The following is an 18195-nucleotide window of genomic DNA, read 5'->3' as shown; positions in this document are numbered from 1 at the left end:
ATGTCAGAACTCCTCCCAGGCGCCGGGAGCAGCGGCAATGGCGGCATTTCCTGCATGCCGCTGGACGAGGGCTCTCGGCTCGGGACGAGATTGGCGGGCGACTTGAACGGGTCTGGGCTGGCTGGCCGCAGACGCGCCGACGACGAACCTGCCGGCCGAGTCCTGCAGAAGGCGTCCCTGCTGCAGTAGTTCCTGGCAGGCCGCGTTGGTTTCCTCGACCATTGCCGCGTTCTGCTGCGTCGCCTGATCCATCTGGTTGATCGCGCCGTTGATTTCCTGCAGGCCCGTCGCCTGTTCGCGATAGGACTGGACGATGGAAGCGATACTGTCGCTGATGCGGTTGATCTGCTCCTCGATCTTCAGCAGGGCGTCGCCGGTTTCGTTCACCAGCCCGACGCCCGCGGCAACCTCTTGACCGGATACATTGATCAGGTTCTTGATTTCCTTCGCTGCATTTGCCGACCGCTGGGCGAGTTCACGCACCTCCTGCGCAACAACCGCAAAACCCTTGCCGGCTTCGCCCGCGCGCGCCGCCTCGACGCCGGCATTCAGCGCCAGCAGGTTCGTCTGAAACGCGATTTCATCGATGACGCCGATGATGCGGCCGATCTGGCTGGACGAGGTCTGAATCCGGTCCATCGCTCCGATTGCATCGCGCACCACCGTTGCCGAGACATGAGCGCTCCGTTTGGTTTCCTCGACCAGCTTGCCGGTATTTTCGGCCCGCTGCGACGATGTTCTGACTGTGGTGGTCACCTCATCCAGTGCGGCGGCGGTCTGTTCCAGTGCTGCCGCCTGTTGCTCGGTCCGCTTGGCGAGTTGATCGGCGGAGGACGCCAGCTCGCTTGACCCACCTTCGACCGCCACCGAGGCCATCTTGATCTCTGTCAGCGCGGCAGCGACTGCTTCGACCATGTTGTTGAAATCCTGCCGCAATTTATCAAATTCGGGGCCGAGATCGGCCAGGTGGATCGAGAAATCGCCGGCGGCAAGCTTTTCCAATGAATTTGCAAGAGCGGTCATTACCAGCCGCTGGGTGTTGCTGGCCTCTTCGGTGAATAATGCGTTGCGCGCCCGTTCGGCATCGAGCGAAGCGGTCTGCTCGGCGGCGGCCTGCTCTCTTTCGACCTTCGCAATTGCCTCGTGGCGGAAGACTTCCAACGCGCGTGCCAGAAAGCCGATCTCGTCGCCGTTTTCCTTGTAGGTCACGGGAGAGGCCAGATCGCCTTTCTGCAATGCGCTAATTCGTTCGCTGATGATCCGGATGGGCCGGCCAACAAGGCTGCGCATGGCGAGAAGGAAGGCGATGACGGCCAAGGCGGTGATCACGGACTGCGTGAGCAGCGATATGAGAACCTTCTGCCTGACTTCAGCAGCGATTTTTTCGACGGACCAGTTGGTAACGATATAGCCGGTGGCCTTGCCTGATTTATCCAGCGGGAGCGGCGCGATGATCGTGACCACACCGGCGGATATTCCGCTGTCGTCGATCGTCGTTTTTTCCGGTTTGGCACTGAGGCTCTTCGCCAGATCGGCCGGTGCGGGCAAACCGTTGATGCCATCGCGTGTCCAGGCGTCTACGGCGGCAGGCTCCGCGTTGAATGCGGCAAACTGCACGAGATCGAGCGAAGGGTCGTCGCGGTAGAGCGAATAGGCTTCACGGACGGCATTCGCCTTGCCCCATTTGACGCCGCCGGCGGCCAGAGAGGCAAACTGCTCCACATCCTTGGACCAGTTGGCCTTGGCGCCATCGATCAATGCCCGGGTTTCGTACATCCACGTATAGGTGGCGAAAGCGGAAATGCCGCAGAGGTTGACGGCAACGATAATCGCCGCCAGCTTGGCGGTCAGAGGCATCGTTTTCAAAAAATGGAACATTCCGCGGCAGCCTAGAATTGCGGCTCAGTCGGAGATGTTCCCGACCGGCGTCTCAATACGGGCATCCACGCTGACGGTCACATCACGAGCCCTCATGCCCATGTCCGGATAGCAACCCAAAACGCGCAAACGCAGTGTGTATTTGATATGTGAATAAATCATAAAGTAGAATGGGATGCCGGAGCACACGCGGGTCATTTCGCTATTGCGCCCGCTGGAGATCTGCCTCGCCCCGCTGGGGAGAAGTGGTATGTCGCGCGTCCGTGTTCCCTACGCCCCGGCCGAAGAAAAGAGACAGATGGCACCGCTTGGCGTGCGGCTAGAATCAACCATCTGGTTCGCGGCTTGCCGCCGCGCCGGTTTGCTGAAATAGATGCGCCGTCAGGTGCCCGTCCAGGCGGGAGAATCGGGAATCCGGTGCAAGACCGGAACGTGCCCAACGCTGTAAGGCCGACGTTTGCCGCTTCATCACGCCACTGGCTTCTCGCCGGGAAGGCTGCGGCAGACGGATGACGCCCAGTCAGAAGACCGGCCTGGCAAGATAGACCGATCCGCGCGGACGGCGGGGCGGTTGCGTTGTTGGGGATTTGACGATGCGACCCTTTGATGAGGATGCCCTTTCGGCGGCGTCCGGTTTTTCCCTGGCCGAACGCGAGGCCGTCTATCACGCGATCATGACGCGGCGCGATGTTCGCAGCCAGTTTCGACCTGATCCTTTGCCTGACGATGTTGTGCAGCGGCTGCTGACGGCCGCTCACCACGCACCCTCCGTCGGCTTCATGCAGCCGTGGAATTTCATTCTGGTGAAAAGTGCCGCTGTGCGGGCGCGCGTCCGGGACGCCTTTGCGAGTGCCAACGAGGAGGCGGCGCAGATGTTTGCCGGCGAGCGGCAGCAGGCCTACCGCGCCCTCAAGCTCGAAGGCATCGTGGAGGCGCCGCTCGGCATATGCGTGACCTGCGATCCCACACGCAGCGGCAGCGTGGTGCTGGGGCGCACCCACAATCCGAGAATGGATTCATACTCGACCGTCTGCGCCATCCAGAATCTCTGGCTTGCGGCGCGGGCGGAAGGCGTCGGCATCGGTTGGGTCAGCATCTTCCGCGAAGGCGACCTGAAAACCATTCTCGGCATACCCTCTCATATCGAAGTAGTCGCCTGGCTCTGTGCCGGTTTCGTCGATCGGCTCTATGACGAGCCGGAACTCTCCGTCAAAGGCTGGCGGCAGCGGCTGCCGCTGGAGGATCTGGTCTTCCATGATGGATGGGGACTGAACATCTAGGGCAGTGCGGTGGAGCATGGCCTCAATCGCACAGTCACGACAGTCAAGGTGAGCAAACCGATGTCGGGTATCGCCGACGCCGGGCGAGGGCGAGGTATCTTTATTCCGGGCCTTTATATCGATACGCTGAAGGCGAATCCCGGCATTTCCGAGAGATACTCGGCTATCGGCGGCTCGATCGGAGGATAACGGCCCAATGAACATGATCGACTTGAAGGAACGCATCATCGTGATCACAGGCGGTGCGCGCGGCATCGGCTACGCTATCGCAGAGCGCGTCATCCAGTCTGGTGGCAAGGTGGCAATCTGGGACCTGAACGAAAACATGGCGAAGGACAGCGCTTCCGCTCTCGGCTCCGGCACCGTCGCTTTCGGCGTCAACGTTGCAGATTCCCAATCAGTCAAAAACGCGGCGGCGACTACCGAGGAGATTTTTGGCCGTATCGACGGCCTCGTCAATTCCGCCGGGATTACCGGTCCGGTTAAGCCCACGATTGAATACGATGTCATCGAGTGGAAAGATGTTGTCGATGTCTGCCTGACGGGAACCTTCAACTGCTGCCGCCACGTCGTTCCGGTCATGTTAAAGCGCGACTACGGGCGGATCGTGAACATCTCCTCGGTGGCGGGCAAGGAAGGAAATCCGAACATCGCTGCCTATAGCGCAGCGAAAGCCGGTGTGCTGGGCTTCACCAAGTCTCTTGGCAAGGAACTCGCAAAGACGGGGATCGCCGTGAACGCGGTAACGCCGACCACAGCAAAGACACCTATATTGGACGGGCTGACACCGGAATTTATCGAATATATGCGCGTGCGCATTCCGCGCGACCGTTTTGTTGAACTTCATGAGATCGCTTCGATGGTCGTCTGGCTGCTCTCCGAAGAGAACTCCTTCACCACCGCATCGACGTTCGACCTGAGCGGTGGTCGTACGACCTATTGACCATGCCCAAGCTGTCCGCATTCACATCCCGCCGCTCGTTCACGCGACATTGCCGTCATCTCATGCACCCCGGCATAACGCCGCCATGGCTCGGCCACCGCCGTTCCAGCTGTTCGATCACTGCTGCTGTTGCGGCTGCGGACCTGACGTTGCTGGGTTGGCGAGATCGATCGAGCCCTGATCTCCCGCCAGAAATTGCGGGCCGACCTGACGGACACGGTTTTGCGTCGGATCATAGGGGCGCTCGGGAACGGATGGTTGCGGCGCGGCGGTTGCGGGATTCTTCGCCGTGGGGTTGGTGCGGATGGTGGTGATCGAGCCCTGCTGCGGCGGTTCGCTCACCGCCTGCTTGCCGCGCATCTCCTCGTAATAGGCGGTGAGATTGCAGGCGCAAGAGGACTTTTCCCCGGGCGTACGGTTCTTGTAGGCAAAGGCGTTTTTCATGGCGCTGTAAGGCGTGCCCATTGCGACCGAGATCATGTTCGAGGCTTCGGTGCTCGTCACATCACGATAGAACAATTCGGTCTCGATGCCCGGGCACATCTTGGCGCAGGTCTGGGCGTCGCGGCCGAAATCAACCGACGTGGCGTTCGAGCTGATCGGGAAGAAGCCGCCGTCGCAGCTGCGCACGCACATGGTGCTGACTGGCGACAGCATGTCGGCCCGCGGCAGGCCGTAACGCGGATCAACCTCTTCACCGCCGCCGAGCGGGATGAAGGTATCGGTGCGCATCGCCTGTTCCTCGACACTCGGGGCGGGGTCGGCGGCGCTGCGCTCGTCGGGGGCATAGAAGTTTTCGCTGTTGCAGCCATTGCGGTCGAGGGCAGCCATCAGCTCGCGGCGGGGCTGGTCGTTGTCGCTGCCCCGGCCGAGCAATTCGCCACGGCGGTCCTGGAGATAGCGAATGTTGTCGATCATCCTGACTTCGGCCTGCGAGAGTTCGGCGCAGTAATCGGCATTCTCGCCGCCGATCACGACCATGCTGCCCGACGTGCAGTCATTGCTGCGCAGCTCATTGCGGACCTTTCGCAACTCGAGGTTCTGCTCGGCCATGGCGCTGGCATATTGGCGCGCTTCCGGGCCGTTGCCATTGCCGATCGATCGCGGCAAGTCGGCGAGGCGGCCGCGCAGGTCCTCACAGACAGCGCTGCTTTGCGCGGCGGCAGGCGCCGAAAAGGCAAGGAGAAGAGCAAGAGACAGGTTTCGGCGTTTCACGGCGTCGTCCCGGAATGAGCAAAGAATTGATCGGTCGATTGCGGCGTTGATCGCCGCCAGTTCTCTTAGGGTATTTCTCTTAATAAGCTGGGATAAATTCCTAGCGTATTTTCGCGATTTTATCCAGCGGACCGCTGGAGACCCAGTGTTTGATTATGAAGAGGCTACCGATTGTAATCAACGAGGCCAAGTGCTCCACTCCAATCTCCTGCGTCGCTTGGGGAACGTACTCATATCCGGACGTCGAAAATGACAGGTGTTGCCAATGAACTCAGCTCCCCCGCAACGACAGTCGGGCTGCCGGAAACCCAACACGGCTTCCACGTCTTCGTGGACGGTTGTTATGAACCCGGTTCCGGGCGCGGGGGATGGGCTTTTGTCGTTTATCGTGATGCGGCGGAAATTGCGTCCGGCTTCGGTGGCGCCGAAGATTCCGCCAATAATTCGATGGAATTGACCGCCGTGCTCAGGGCGGCAATCTGGATCAACAGCGAGGCAAACGGCGAGCCCGCGACCATCTGGTCCGATTCCGTCTACGCCATCAAAGGCTGCAACAGCTGGCGACATATCTGGAAGAACAACGGCTGGAAGAAAAGCAGCCCGAATGGGAATGCCCGAAGGCGAACGATCGCCAATGCGGAACTCTGGAAGGCGGTCGATCTTCAGCTATCCCAGAATGCGCTGATGACCATTGTCTGGTGCAAAGGCCATTCCGGCATTGCCGGCAACGAACGCGCGGATGCGCTCGCAGATAAAGGGCGCCTGTCGATACGGAGTGCCTGAGACGGCATCAGGACATGTGTCGGGACGACTTCAGGGTCTTTACGCTGTGTTGCGGACAACCAGCTCAAGCCGGTTGCGATGCCTCGACGACGGCGAGTGCCGCCATATTGACGACGCCGCGGGAGGTGACAGAGGGGGCGAGGATGTGGGCGGGCAGGGCGGTTCCGAGCAGGATCGGGCCGACATGCAGGCCGTCGGTCATCGACTTGACCACACCGAGGGTGATGTTGGCAGCATCGAGGTTCGGGAAGACCAGGAGGTTCGCCTCATCGTGCAGCGTCGTGTCCGGCATGACGCGCTTGCGCAGTGCTTCGGTGATGGCGCTTTCGCCGTGCATTTCACCGTCGACCTCAAGGTCGGGCGCGGCTTCGCGCACGAGCTGCAGGGCGTTGCGCATCTTCGTCGCGCTTTCGGACTCACGCGAACCGAAATTGGAATGCGAGACCAGGGCGGCGCGCGGGGTGAGGCCGAAACGGCGGATTTCCTCGGCCGCCAGCACTGTCGCCTCGGCGACCTCCTCGGCGGTCGGATTGAAGGTGACATAGGTGTCGGTGAAGAAGGTGGCGCCGCGCTGCGAAATCATCAGGCTGAGGGCTGAGAAATCGCGGACATCCTTGCGCTTGCCGATGATCAGGCGGACGTCGCGAAGATGCTTCTCGTAACGGCCTTCCAGGCCGCAAATCAGCGCGTCGGCCTCGCCGCGCCTCAGCGCCAGCGCGCCGATGACTGTCGTGTTGGTACGCACGATGGTGCGGGCAGCTTCCGGGATGACGCCGCGGCGGCCGACGAGGGAGAAATAGAGATCGACATATTCGCGGAAGCGCGGATCGTCTTCCGGATTGATGACTTCGAAATCCTGCAGCGGGCGGATGCGCAGGCCGTAGCGCTTCAGGCGCGTCTCGATGACTTGCGGGCGGCCGATCAGGATCGGTTCGGCAAGGCCTTCTTCGAGCAGCACCTGGGCGGCGCGCAGCACGCGCTCGTCCTCACCTTCGGAAAAGATGACGCGCTTGCGCTCGGCGGTCTTGGCGGCGGTAAAGATCGGCTTCATGACGAAGCCGGAGCGGAAGACGAAGCGGTTCAGCTGGTCGAGATAGGCGTCGAAATCCTGGATCGGACGGCGCGCCACGCCACTCTGTTCGGCGGCCTTGGCGACCGCAGGCGCGATGCGCAGGATCAGGCGCGGATCGAAGGGCGAGGGGATCAGGTAATCGGGGCCGAAGACCGGGGTCTCGCCGGAATAGGCGCGGGCGGCGACGTCGGACGGCTCTTCGCGGGCAAGGGCTGCAATGGCGCGCACGGCGGCCATCTTCATTTCCTCGTTGATCGTCTCGGCGCCGCAATCGAGCGCGCCGCGGAAGATATAGGGAAAGCAGAGGACGTTGTTGACCTGGTTGGCGAAATCCGAGCGACCGGTGCAGATCATTGCGTCGGGGCGGGCGGCACGGGCGAGATCCGGCATGATCTCCGGCGTTGGATTGGCAAGCGCCATGATCAGCGGCTTGTCGGCCATCTGCGCCAGCAGCTCGGGTTTCAGCACGCCGGCGGCCGAAAGGCCGAGGAAGACGTCGGCGCCGCCGATATTTTCGGCGAGCGTGCGCGTATCGCTCTTCTGGGCATAGATGGACTTCCATTCGTCCATCAGCTCGACCCGGCCCTCATAGACGAGGCCTTCGAGATCGTGGACCCAGATGTTTTCGCGTTTTGCCCCGAGAATGACAAGCAGGTTGAGGCAGGCAATAGCGGCAGCACCGGCGCCGGAGGCGACGATCTTGATGTCGGCGATGTTCTTGCCGGCGAGTTCCAGCCCGTTCAGGATCGCGGCGGCGACGATGATTGCCGTGCCGTGCTGATCGTCGTGGAAGACGGGGATCTTCATCTTTTCGCGCAGGCGGCGCTCGACCTCGAAACATTCCGGCGCCTTAATGTCTTCAAGGTTGATGCCGCCGAAGGTCGGCTCCAGCGAGGCGATGGTCGAGACCATCTGGTCGACGGCTGCGGCATCGATCTCGATATCGAAGACGTCGATGCCGGCGAATTTCTTGAAGAGCACCGCCTTGCCCTCCATGACCGGTTTGGAGGCGAGAGGGCCGATATTGCCGAGGCCGAGCACGGCAGTGCCGTTGGAGATGACGGCGACCAGATTGGCGCGCGACGTATATTCGGCTGCCATTTCGGGGTTGTCGCGGATTGCAAGGCAAGGGGCGGCAACACCGGGCGAATAGGCGAGCGCCAGGTCGCGCTGGTTGCCGAGCGGCTTGGTCGCCTGGATCTCCAGCTTGCCGGGGCGGGGGTAGCGGTGGAAGAAGAGCGCCTGCTCGTCGAGATCGCCGCTCGTCAGGTTCTTTTCCGTCTTCGATTTTTCCAGGTGATCCATCGCCGCCTCCGTGCACGTCTTTTGAGCTCCCTCCATACATCAATCGGATACGGGCGACAGTATGGAAATGGGGGGTGGGCGAAGTTTTCGTGAGGTGATGGTGCGTCGTGGGCTACCCCCTCTGCCCTGCCGGGCTACCCCCCTCTGCCCTGCCGGGCATCTCCCCCACAAGGAGGGAGATCGGCAAGAGGTTGGATCATCCGTCCCTCTCGTCCGTATCGGAATAACCATGCGGTAGTTGTTTGGTGAGGCCGTCGCGTCCATCCAATCTCCCTCCTTGTGGGGGAGATGCCCGGCAGGGCAGAGGGGGGTATCCTCAAGGTATGATGAATTCACTCTATATGCGCGGCGTGTCGTCGTGCCGGTACTAATCCTTTTGGAAACTTGTCTGGCCGCGGCAACGGGCGCAGGATGCCGGCCGCGACGGTGCGGGGCGCCGGTCGCATGGAGGAAATCATGGACAATTTGAACCTCACGACCCTGCAAAAGGGGCAGACGATGGTCAATGACGTGGCCATCGATGCCTTTGCCGCCGGATTTCGCGGCAGCCTTCTGACCGGTAAAGACATGGATTACAACGAGGCGCGGGCGATCTGGAATGCGATGATCGACCGGCGGCCCGGCCTTATCGCGCGATGCGCCGGTGCCGCCGATGTCGTGCGGGCGGTGCGGTTTGCACGCGACAACAATCTGCTCGTTTCGGTCCGTGGCGGTGGGCACGGCATCGCCGGGAATGCCGTCTGCGAGGGCGGGGTCGTCATCGACCTGTCGGCGATGAAATCGGTGCGGGTCGATCCGCAGACGCGTCGCGCCAGGATCGAGCCGGGAGCCACGCTTGCCGATGTCGACCAGGAAACGCTGGCCTTCGGGCTGGTGCTGCCGACCGGCATCAATTCCACCACCGGCATTGCCGGCCTGACGCTCGGCGGCGGCTTCGGCTGGCTGACCCGCAAATTCGGGCTGACGCTGGATAATCTGCTTTCGGTCGACGTGGTGACGGCCGACGGCGAGCTGGTCAAGGCGAGCGAAAAGGAAATGCCGGACCTCTTCTGGGCGCTACGCGGCGGCGGCGGCAATTTCGGCGTCGTGACCTCGTTTGAGTTCAAGCTCAACCCTCTCAACACAGAGGTGCTCGCTGGGCTCGTCGTGCACCCCTTCGCCGATGCGGAAATGGTGCTCAAGGAGTACCGACAGGCGCTGGAAGCGGCCCCAGACGAACTGACCTGCTGGGTGGTGATGCGCCAGGCGCCGCCGCTGCCGTTCCTTCCCATTGAATGGCACGGCAAGGAGATCGTGGTGCTGGCCATGTGTTATTGCGGGGATGTCGCGGCGGGAGAAAAGGCGGCAGCCAGGTTGCGCGCGATCGGAAATCCGATTGCCGACGTCGTCGGCCCGGTGCCGTTCACCGGCTGGCAACAGGCATTTGACCCGCTGCTCACGCCCGGTGCGCGCAATTACTGGAAGAGCCAGGATTTCGCCTCTCTCTCTGATGCGGCGATCGAGGTTCTGCTCAATGCCGTGCGCAAGCTGCCCGGCCCGGAATGCGAGATCTTCATCGGCCATGTCGGTGGTGCGGCTGGCCGTGTGCCCACCGAGGCCACCGCATTTCCGCAACGCAGCTCGCATTTCGTCATGAATGTGCATGCGCGCTGGCGGGAAATGGGGATGGACGGAAGTTGCATAGACTGGGCGCGGGATCTGTTCGAGGCAACCAAGCCGCATTCGGTCGGCACCGCCTACATCAACTTCATGCCGGAGGATGAGGTCGATCGGGTCGAAAGCGCTTATGGCGCCAATTACGGCCGCCTTGCGGAAATCAAGCGGCGTTACGATCCGAACAACCTGTTCCGGATGAACCAGAACGTCAAACCCATGGCGGCAGTACGCGCTGCTTGATGAGAATGGCGTGAAATCAAGGCGTTGGAGCCTGCGCTGCGCGTTCGCTTAACGCGCGGCGGCTGATGATTCGAGCGCTTGACGTTTAATGTCTTCGGCCGGTGACATGTCGCTCGTTTTGGTCCGGCGTCGCTATGTGCTGGGCTTCGGCGTGATCGTCACGTCGGCGCCATAGGCATCGCGCAGTTCGCCTTCCTGTCCCGGCTGCCGGTCGGCGGCCTGATGCAGCAGGATCGACTCGTATCCTTGCGAGCGCGTCCCCTCGATCAACGTGATATCGGCGTTTCCAGGATTGTCGGAGCGCTCGAACCACTCGACGGGGCGGTGCAGGAAGTTCATTTCGACTGCCCGATTGGTGACGCCATGACCGACGATCACGAGGTTGTTGTCGCTATTTTCGGCGTCGTGCATGACGGTCTGGAGGAACAGGCGCACCCGCTGAGCCACATCCGCCCGGCTTTCGCCATCCGGCGGCCGTGCGTAGAACTTGCCGCTGTTGCTGCGCAGCCTCGCCCATTTTTCGAACTCCTCAGGAAATTTCTGCTTCTGTTCGGCGTGGTCGTAGATTTCGGTGAAGAGACCGAAATCCTGCTCGCGCAGCAGATAATCCTCCCTGATATCGCCGACGAAGCTTTCCGGCAGAGCTTCGAGCAGCGCATCCTTGCTCTGCCGGGTCCTGAGAAAGGGCGAGTACCAGATATGCAGCTTGCCGAAACCCGCGCTCGGCAATGCCGTGAGATAGGAGGCGATCACGCCGCCTGCTTCAAGAGCCTGCCGATGGCCCCACCGCGTCAGCGGCACATTGTGATCGCCGAATTGGCGGTAGGCCTGTTCGTTGATATTGCCGAGGGATTCGCCATGGCGAACGAGAAAAAGACGCATCAGCCATCCCGCATTGTCGGATATGAATCGCCGCCATCATGAACGCCCTGAATGCGCAGGGCAACATGGCCGGCAGGCCTGGCGGCGACGGGCATGCTGCCCGCGCGGCGACGGCCATGCGGCCGCGCTGTGATGAACAGGTTTGCAAGGCTTTTCCCCAGCTTGTCATCTTCCTGAAACACGAGTCTGGTTTTGGAAGGTTAGATGAAAGATGGGACATGAGCGGCAGCTCGTGAAAGACATGATGGAACCCAGACATTTCCGCACGCTCTTCATTTCCGATGTCCATCTCGGCTCGAAGGCCGCGAAGGCCGATTTCCTGCTGGATTTCCTGCGCTACCACGAGGCCGATACGATCGTGCTCGTCGGCGACATTGTCGACGGCTGGCGCCTGAAGCGCAGCTGGTACTGGCCGCAGGTCTGCAACGATGTCGTCCAGAAACTGTTGCGCAAGGCGCGCAAGGGCACGCGTGTCGTCTATATTCCCGGCAATCACGACGAATTCCTGCGCGCCTTCCCAGGCATGCATTTCGGTGGCATCGAGGTCGTCGAGCGCATGATGCATGACGGCGCCGACGGCAAGAAATACCTGATCCTGCACGGCGACGAGTTCGACGTCGTGGTCCGCAACGCCCGGCTGCTCGCCTATCTCGGCGACTGGGCCTATGACACGGCGATCCGCATCAACATCATCCTGGCGGCGGTGCGCCGCCGGCTCGGCATGCCCTACTGGTCGTTCTCGGCCTGGGCGAAGCTGCAGGTCAAGCATGCCGTCAATTTCATCGGCGAATTCGAGCGCGTCGTGGCCGAGGAAGCCCGCAAAAACGGCGCCGACGGCGTGATCTGCGGACATATCCATCATGCCATCATCCAGGATATGGACGGTATCCGCTACATCAACACCGGCGATTGGGTGGAAAGCTGCACGGCTGTCGCCGAGCACGAGGATGGCACCTTCGAACTGATCACTTGGCGGTCTCTCGCCAGCAGCGTGCCGGCGCTTGTAGCCATCGAAACGCACGACGAGGGTGAGCTGGCCCCGCAGGCCGCCTGATTTTTCCGCCCGCGCTCTACAACGCCGCGCGTCTTTTCAGAGGCGCAACGGACGCAGTAGCACTTCGAGATTTTTGCAGTAGGAATTTAGCCGTTACCGTCAGGCGACAGGCCCAATTTATTTTCTAAAACGTTTCAGAACGGCTATTTCTCGCAATAGTCGCTTCCAGGGTGGTGTGTTAGGACAACGACAAATTCCTTCAGGTCCACCCATGATTCCCGCTCAAAATTCCCCGACGGGTGAGGGAGCGCCGCCGCGCTTCCGGCTGCTCAGCGCGCTTTCCTATTGCGCGCCGCTGCTCGTCAACGGCGTCGTTCTGCCGTTCTTCCCCGTCTGGCTTGCGGGCCACAGCTTCAGCGACCATGAAATCGGTGTCATCCTGGCCGTTCCTATGGTGGTGCGTGTGCTGGTGGCGCCTGTTGTCGCCATGATCGCCGACCGGATGAACGAACGCGCGGACGTGCTGCTCTGGTCAGGCGGCCTGTCGCTGCTGACGGCGGTAGCACTCTACTGGACGACGACTTTCTGGCCTGTCTTCATCATCTTTACGCTGCAGGGCGCCACCTTCGCGCCCTATGTGCCGGTCGTCGAATCGATCGTTATTTCGGGCGTGCGTCGCTGGGGTCTCGATTACGGATCGATGCGGGTCTGGGGCTCGATTGCTTTCATCGTTTCGACGCTGGTTGGCGGCGAACTCATCAACCAGTGGGGCGGGGGGATGGTGCTGCCGATCATGGTGTTCGGCTTTATCATGACCGTGGTCATGGCGATCTTCTGCCCGCGCATCGGGCCGACGCGGCGGCGAGGCCAGCCGATCGATCTTCCGGCCGCCACCGGCAGCGGCCTGCGGGAGCCGCACCTGCTGCTGCTCTTGATCGGGGTCGCCATCCAGCAATCGAGCCATGCGGTGCTCAACGCCTTCTCCTCGATCTACTGGCATCACCTCGGTTTTTCCGGCACCGAGGTCGGCCTGCTCTGGAGCGCCGGCGTCGCTTCGGAAGTGACGGTATTCTTCCTGTCGAAGCGCCTCAGCCGTCGCTTCAATGCCTGGACGCTGATCCGCTTCGGCTGCGCCATCAGCGTCTGCCGCTGGATCCTGTTTCCGATGAATACGGGCTTTGCCGGTTTCTTCCTGCTGCAATGTTTCCACGGCTTCACCTACGCCTTCGTGCATACCGGCGTGCAGCGGCGGATCGTCGCGACGGTGCAGGAGACGCAGGAATCCTCGGCGCAGGGCGCCTATTTCTTCTATGTCTGCATGGCGATGGCGCTGATGACCCTGGCGTCGGGTTATCTCTACGCCTCGCTCGGCGTCGTCAGCTATTACGTCATGGCCGTGGTGGCGTTCGCCGGCCTCGGCCTTGTTATCTCAGCCTATTACCTTCAGCCCCAGAGGGTAGTTTCGGGCGGAAAGACCAGGGAGGCTGTGTAGCGCAGGCCGGGTTCGCGGTCGCGGGCAAGCAGCAGCGGGCCATCGAGATCGACGAAATCGGCATTCTGGGCGAGTAATACGGCGGGCGCCATGGCAAGCGAGGTGCCGACCATGCAGCCGATCATGATGCTGAATCCAAGCCGCTCGGCCTCGGCCTTCATCACCAGCGCCTCCGTCAGGCCGCCCGTCTTGTCGAGCTTGATGTTGATCGCGTCGTAGCGGTCGGCAAGGCTTGCGAGATCGCCGGTGTGGTGGACGCTCTCGTCGGCGCAGACGAGGAGCGGGCGGCGGATTTCGGCGAGCAGCCCATCGCGGCCGGCCGGCAGCGGCTGCTCGACGAGGGCGATGCCTGCTTCTGCGGCGATATGGAGATGACGCTCCAACACCGCTTCGGGCCAGCCTTCATTGGCGTCGAGGATGATTTCGGCATCGGGCGCGGCGGCGCGGACGGCGCGGATGCGGCTTTCATCGTCGCCAGTGCCGACCTTGACCTTCAGCAGGGCACGGCCGGCATGCTCGCGCGCCCGGGCGGCCATCACCTCCGGCTCACCAAGCGAGATGGTGATGGCGGTGGTCAGCGGCTGCGGAGCGGAAAGGCCGAGGCGGGCGGCGACGCTGTCTCCCGTCCGCTTCGCCTCAAGATCCCAGAGGGCGCAATCGACGGCGTTGCGGGCCGCACCCGGCGGCATGGCCGACAGCAGGTCGCGGCGCGAGATGCCGGCCTCGATCAACGGTCGCGCCGCTTCGATCTGGGCGAAAACGCTCTGCATGGTCTCGCCATAACGGCGATAAGGCACGCATTCGCCAAGCCCCTGCGCACCCTCTTCGACAAGCGTGCAGGTGATGACCTCGGCTTCGGTCTTTGCCCCGCGCGAGATGGTGAAGGTCCCGGCAATCGGAAAGGAATTCATCTGGATATCGAGGGTACGCGGCATTATTGCTCTCCTGCGAGCATGGAAATTGCACGGTGCTTCTGTATATTGACGCGCCGGGCGACGAACGATCTGCTTCGCGATTCGGCAATGTCGCTGTAAGCCTTGAAAGACACAAGTATCTTGAACGCCGAGAATCGCAACGCCGCCTCACTTGATGTGAACGACCAGGCTGATGGCTCGGGACAGCGTGTGCGTCTTCAGGGAAATTGGCGCAGCGCCTACATCCATCTGGTGCTGCGCGATTTCGAAAAGCTCCTGCAGAAGAAGACCGGCGACCTGACGGTAGACCTCTCGGACATATCGGAGATCGACACCGCCGGCATCTGGCTGCTGTGCCGGCTGAAGAAGCAAGAAGAGGCGGGCGGGCGGGCGGTTCGCTTCGAAGGCACCAACCCGCATATCGACGAAATGCTCGAGATGTTTTCCGAGGAGCCGGCCAAGCCCGAGCCGGAACAGGCGGAGAAAGTCTCGCTTGCCGCGCGCATCCTCGCGCCGATCGGCAAGATGACCTATGAGGTCTGGGACAATTTCGCCGCCGCCATGTATATCCTCGGCTCGGCGGTGCGCGGCGCGCAGATGAAGTTCGGCCGCGGCAGCGGCGTTTCGCCGGCCTCCATCGTCAACCAGATCGACCATATGGGCGTTCGCGCCGTTCCGATCATTCTGTTGATGTCGTTCCTGATCGGGGCGATCATCGCCCAGCAGGGCGCCTTCCAGCTGCGCTACTTCGGCGCTGAGGTTTTCGTCGTCGATCTGGTCGGCATCCTGCAATTGCGCGAAATCGGCGTGCTTCTGACGTCGATCATGATCGCCGGCCGTTCCGGCAGCGCCATCACCGCCGAAATCGGTTCGATGAAGATGCGCGAGGAGATCGACGCGCTGAAGGTGATGGGGCTGAACCCGATCGGCGTGCTGATCTTCCCGCGGCTGGTGGCGCTGACCATTGCGCTGCCACTTCTGACGGTGCTGGCGAATTTCGCTTCGCTGGGCGGAGCTGCCGCTGTCGCCTGGGGTTATTCCGGCATTACCTTCGCCAACTTCCTGTCGCGCCTGCACGAGGCGGTGACACTCTCGACTGTGCTCTCAGGCATGATCAAGGCGCCGTTCATGGCGCTGGTCATCGGCATCGTCGCCGCCGTCGAGGGGCTGAAGGTCGGCGGCAGCGCGGAATCGCTCGGCCAGCACGTGACGGCCGCGGTGGTCAAGGCGATTTTCGTCGTCATCCTGATGGACGGGCTTTTTGCGATGTTCTATGCAGCGATCGACTTTTAGCATGGCGGACCGCGTGGACGAGAAACCGATCGATACGGAAGACAAGGACGAAAGGGACATCGTGCTGTCGGCGCGCGACGTCACCGTCGGCTTCGGCTCCAAGGTCGTGCTCGACAATCTGAACCTCAATATCTACCGCGGCGAGATCCTCGGTTTCGTCGGCGCGTCTGGCACCGGCAAATCGGTGTTGATGCGCACCGTGCTCAGGCTGCTGCCGCGCCGCTCCGGCACGATCAAGATCCTCGGCCAGGATTTCGACGAGCTCGACGAGCCGCAGCGCAACGCGCTCGACATGCGGCTCGGCGTGCTATTCCAGCAGGGAGCACTGTTCTCGTCGCTGACGGTCAAGGAGAACATCCAGGTGCCGATGCGCGAATATCTCGACCTGCCGCGCTCGCTGATGGACGAACTGGCGCATCTGAAGATCCGCATGGTCGGGCTTGCGGCCGACGCCGCCGACAAATACCCGTCCGAACTGTCAGGCGGCATGATCAAGCGTGCCGCCCTTGCCCGCGCGCTGGCGCTCGATCCGGAGCTCGTCTTCCTGGACGAACCGACTTCGGGTCTCGACCCGATCGGCGCGGCTGAATTCGACGAACTGATCGCCAACCTGCGCGATAGTTTGGGACTGACCGTGTATATGGTCACGCACGACCTCGACAGCCTGTTTTCGGTCTGCGACCGTATTGCCGTGCTCGGAAAGAAGCGGGTAATGGTGGAAGGCACGATCGACGATATGCTGGCCTATGACGATCCGTGGGTGCAGGCCTATTTCAAGGGCAAACGGGCGCGGTCGATCGTGCCGCAGGACGATGGCGCGCGGCACGGCAGCAGCGGGAAGTGACCGGATAAGATGGAAACCAAAGCCAATTACACGATTGTCGGTTTTTTCACGGTGCTGGTGATCGCGGCGGCCTTCGGCTTCGTCTACTGGATGGCCGAATATGGCCGAGGCGGCCCGATGACGGAGTTGATCGTTCGTATTCCGGGCTCGGCCAACGGCCTCAGCGTCGGTTCGCCGGTGCGCTTCAACGGCATCCAGATCGGCTCGGTGCAGACGCTGTCGATCGATGCCGACGATCCGCAATATTCGCTGGCCTTCACCCAGGTTCGTACCGATGCGCCGATCTACCCCTCCACCAAGGCAGCCCTTGAAATCCAGGGTTTGACCGGGGCTGCCTATATCGAACTCTCGGGCGGCCGAAAGGGCGAGGAAAGCATCCTCCAGCATGCGATCGACAATAACAAACGCGCCGTCATCGTCGCGGACCAGTCGAGCGTCACCAACCTTCTGGCGACCGCCGACAAGATCCTCGATCGGGCCAACGACGCGGTCGGCGAACTTCAGGGTTTTATCGAAGATTCGCGCGGGCCGCTGACCGAGACTTTCAAGAACGCCGAGACGTTCTCGGATGCGCTTGCCAAGAATTCCGGCAATATCGACGCCTTCCTGCAGAGTGTGGGTGAGCTCTCCAATACGGTGAAGGCCGTGTCCGGCCGTGTCGATTCGACGCTGCAGGCCGTCGAATCGCTGGTCAAGGCGGTCGATGCGCAGAAGATCGACAACATCGTCTCCAATGCCGAGAAGATCACCGCCAATGTCGCCGATGCCTCAGGCGACCTCAAAGGGGCGATCCAGAAGTTCGACCAGACGGCCACCACCTTCAACGATTTCGGCAAGCAGGCGCAGGCGACGCTCGATCGCGTCGATACGCTCGTTGCCCAGATCGATCCGGCGAAGGTGAAGGGCTCTGTCGACGACATCGCGCAGGCAACCAAGGATGCGCGTACGGCCGTCGCCTCGATCCGTGATGTCGCCAACACCGTTTCGCTGCGCCAGAAGGACATCGACCAGACGATCCAGGACGTCTCTCAGCTTGCCAACAAGCTGAATTCGGCGTCGACCCGAATCGACGGCATCCTCATCAAGGTCGATGCGCTGCTCGGAACCGACAATACGCAATCACTGTTTGCCGAGGCGCGCAATACGCTGGAATCCTTCAAGAAGGTGGCCGACAACCTGAATTCGCGGATCGGGCCGATCGCCGACAATCTGCAGAAATTCTCGAGCGGTGGCTTGCGCGACGTGCAGACTCTGATCAATGACATGCGCGGAACCGTGGGCAATCTGAACGATACGATCAGCAACTTCGACCGCAATCCGCAACGCCTGATCTTCGGCGGGGACACGGTCAAGCAATATGACGGCCGGACGCGGCGTTAAACTTGGGAAGTCAGGGGTAGCCTA

Annotated in this window: 15 protein-coding genes and 1 riboswitch; of the genes, 10 read left to right on the top strand and 5 right to left on the bottom strand. The window is 61.8% G+C overall.

All coding sequences use genetic code 11. The features are described 5' to 3' along the window. Positions 1-3: 3 nt before the first annotated feature. Positions 4-1878, bottom strand: coding sequence for a methyl-accepting chemotaxis protein (locus RWK44_RS06875; protein ID WP_131665039.1), 1875 nt, complete (start codon positions 1876-1878; stop codon positions 4-6). A 366-nt stretch (positions 1879-2244) separates the two neighbouring features. Then, positions 2245-2429: riboswitch (cobalamin riboswitch) on the top strand. Positions 2430-2471: 42 nt separating this feature from the next. On the opposite strand from RWK44_RS06875, the gene bluB reads away from it, so the two are divergent. Next, positions 2472-3158 (top strand): 5,6-dimethylbenzimidazole synthase, encoded by a 687-nt coding sequence (gene bluB / locus RWK44_RS06870; RefSeq protein ID WP_168284393.1) that lies wholly within the window; start codon positions 2472-2474, stop codon positions 3156-3158. A 196-nt stretch (positions 3159-3354) separates the two neighbouring features. Then, on the top strand, positions 3355-4101 hold the full coding sequence (locus RWK44_RS06865) for an SDR family NAD(P)-dependent oxidoreductase (RefSeq protein WP_168284392.1): 747 nt from the start codon (positions 3355-3357) through the stop codon (positions 4099-4101). A 117-nt stretch (positions 4102-4218) separates the two neighbouring features. On the opposite strand, the gene RWK44_RS06860 is transcribed toward RWK44_RS06865, so the two are convergent. Next, entirely contained in the window at positions 4219-5316 is a 1098-nt protein-coding gene (locus tag RWK44_RS06860; RefSeq protein ID WP_221943610.1) for a DUF2865 domain-containing protein, read from the bottom strand. A 249-nt stretch (positions 5317-5565) separates the two neighbouring features. On the opposite strand from RWK44_RS06860, the gene RWK44_RS06855 reads away from it, so the two are divergent. Further along, a complete protein-coding gene (locus tag RWK44_RS06855) occupies positions 5566-6099 on the top strand; it encodes a ribonuclease H family protein (RefSeq protein ID WP_168284390.1) in 534 nt (177 codons plus the stop codon). 64 nt (positions 6100-6163) lie between these two features. On the opposite strand, the gene RWK44_RS06850 is transcribed toward RWK44_RS06855, so the two are convergent. Further along, positions 6164-8476, bottom strand: a complete 2313-nt coding sequence (locus tag RWK44_RS06850) for an NADP-dependent malic enzyme (RefSeq protein WP_316028589.1) — start codon at positions 8474-8476, stop codon at positions 6164-6166. Between the two features lie 456 nt (positions 8477-8932). Between RWK44_RS06850 and RWK44_RS06845 the strand changes: the two genes are divergently transcribed. Then, positions 8933-10372, top strand: coding sequence for an FAD-binding oxidoreductase (locus RWK44_RS06845; RefSeq protein WP_168285249.1), 1440 nt, complete (start codon positions 8933-8935; stop codon positions 10370-10372). Between the two features lie 132 nt (positions 10373-10504). Here RWK44_RS06845 and RWK44_RS06840 read toward each other — a convergent pair whose 3' ends face one another. Continuing rightward, positions 10505-11254, bottom strand: coding sequence for a histidine phosphatase family protein (locus RWK44_RS06840; RefSeq protein WP_168285250.1), 750 nt, complete (start codon positions 11252-11254; stop codon positions 10505-10507). Positions 11255-11292: 38 nt separating this feature from the next. Between RWK44_RS06840 and RWK44_RS06835 the strand changes: the two genes are divergently transcribed. The 3 genes from RWK44_RS06835 to RWK44_RS06825 all read left to right on the top strand — a co-directional run bounded on the left by RWK44_RS06835 (position 11293) and on the right by RWK44_RS06825 (position 13740). Continuing rightward, on the top strand, positions 11293-11490 hold the full coding sequence (locus tag RWK44_RS06835) for a hypothetical protein (protein ID WP_168285248.1): 198 nt from the start codon (positions 11293-11295) through the stop codon (positions 11488-11490). Further along, positions 11466-12308 (top strand): UDP-2,3-diacylglucosamine diphosphatase, encoded by an 843-nt coding sequence (locus tag RWK44_RS06830; protein WP_168285251.1) that lies wholly within the window; start codon positions 11466-11468, stop codon positions 12306-12308. The genes RWK44_RS06835 and RWK44_RS06830 overlap by 25 nt, the downstream gene beginning before the upstream one ends. 211 nt (positions 12309-12519) lie before the next feature. Then, a complete protein-coding gene (locus RWK44_RS06825; RefSeq protein WP_316028588.1) occupies positions 12520-13740 on the top strand; it encodes an MFS transporter in 1221 nt (406 codons plus the stop codon). Here the strand turns inward: RWK44_RS06825 and dgcA are convergent. After that, complete coding sequence (gene dgcA, locus RWK44_RS06820; RefSeq protein ID WP_316028587.1) at positions 13692-14675, bottom strand: N-acetyl-D-Glu racemase DgcA; 984 nt, start codon at positions 14673-14675, stop codon at positions 13692-13694. The two genes, RWK44_RS06825 and dgcA, sit on opposite strands and share 49 nt — an antisense overlap. Positions 14676-14777: 102 nt before the next feature. Between dgcA and RWK44_RS06815 the strand changes: the two genes are divergently transcribed. Genes RWK44_RS06815 through RWK44_RS06805 form a run of 3 tightly spaced genes read left to right on the top strand, consistent with a single transcriptional unit; the run spans position 14778 to position 18171 of the window. Beyond that, positions 14778-15947: an MlaE family lipid ABC transporter permease subunit gene (locus RWK44_RS06815; RefSeq protein WP_206105907.1), complete on the top strand. Its 1170-nt coding sequence runs from the start codon at positions 14778-14780 to the stop codon at positions 15945-15947. 1 nt (position 15948) lies between these two features. Continuing rightward, positions 15949-16791 (top strand): ABC transporter ATP-binding protein, encoded by an 843-nt coding sequence (locus RWK44_RS06810; RefSeq protein ID WP_020050174.1) that lies wholly within the window; start codon positions 15949-15951, stop codon positions 16789-16791. 9 nt (positions 16792-16800) lie between these two features. Continuing rightward, a complete protein-coding gene (locus RWK44_RS06805; protein ID WP_077978306.1) occupies positions 16801-18171 on the top strand; it encodes an MlaD family protein in 1371 nt (456 codons plus the stop codon). Positions 18172-18195: the final 24 nt, after the last annotated feature.

The sequence above is a fragment of the Rhizobium sp. 25PS6 genome (assembly GCF_032464655.1).
GTDB classification, from domain to species: domain Bacteria; phylum Pseudomonadota; class Alphaproteobacteria; order Rhizobiales; family Rhizobiaceae; genus Rhizobium; species Rhizobium laguerreae.
This window is presented reverse-complemented; position numbering and strand designations above follow the sequence as displayed.

Excerpts from the sequence above, each read along its gene's own strand:
- RWK44_RS06875 (WP_131665039.1), bottom strand. The coding sequence starts at position 1,878 with ATGTTCCATTTTTTGAAAACGATGCCTCTGACCGCCAAGCTGGCGGCG.
- bluB (WP_168284393.1), top strand. The coding sequence starts at position 2,472 with ATGCGACCCTTTGATGAGGATGCCCTTTCGGCGGCGTCCGGTTTTTCC.
- RWK44_RS06865 (WP_168284392.1), top strand. The coding sequence starts at position 3,355 with ATGAACATGATCGACTTGAAGGAACGCATCATCGTGATCACAGGCGGT.
- RWK44_RS06855 (WP_168284390.1), top strand. The coding sequence starts at position 5,566 with ATGACAGGTGTTGCCAATGAACTCAGCTCCCCCGCAACGACAGTCGGG.
- RWK44_RS06850 (WP_316028589.1), bottom strand. The coding sequence starts at position 8,476 with ATGGATCACCTGGAAAAATCGAAGACGGAAAAGAACCTGACGAGCGGC.
- RWK44_RS06845 (WP_168285249.1), top strand. The coding sequence starts at position 8,933 with ATGGACAATTTGAACCTCACGACCCTGCAAAAGGGGCAGACGATGGTC.
- RWK44_RS06840 (WP_168285250.1), bottom strand. The coding sequence starts at position 11,254 with ATGCGTCTTTTTCTCGTTCGCCATGGCGAATCCCTCGGCAATATCAAC.
- RWK44_RS06835 (WP_168285248.1), top strand. The coding sequence starts at position 11,293 with ATGAACGCCCTGAATGCGCAGGGCAACATGGCCGGCAGGCCTGGCGGC.
- RWK44_RS06830 (WP_168285251.1), top strand. The coding sequence starts at position 11,466 with ATGGGACATGAGCGGCAGCTCGTGAAAGACATGATGGAACCCAGACAT.
- RWK44_RS06825 (WP_316028588.1), top strand. The coding sequence starts at position 12,520 with ATGATTCCCGCTCAAAATTCCCCGACGGGTGAGGGAGCGCCGCCGCGC.
- dgcA (WP_316028587.1), bottom strand. The coding sequence starts at position 14,675 with ATGCCGCGTACCCTCGATATCCAGATGAATTCCTTTCCGATTGCCGGG.
- RWK44_RS06810 (WP_020050174.1), top strand. The coding sequence starts at position 15,949 with ATGGCGGACCGCGTGGACGAGAAACCGATCGATACGGAAGACAAGGAC.
- RWK44_RS06805 (WP_077978306.1), top strand. The coding sequence starts at position 16,801 with ATGGAAACCAAAGCCAATTACACGATTGTCGGTTTTTTCACGGTGCTG.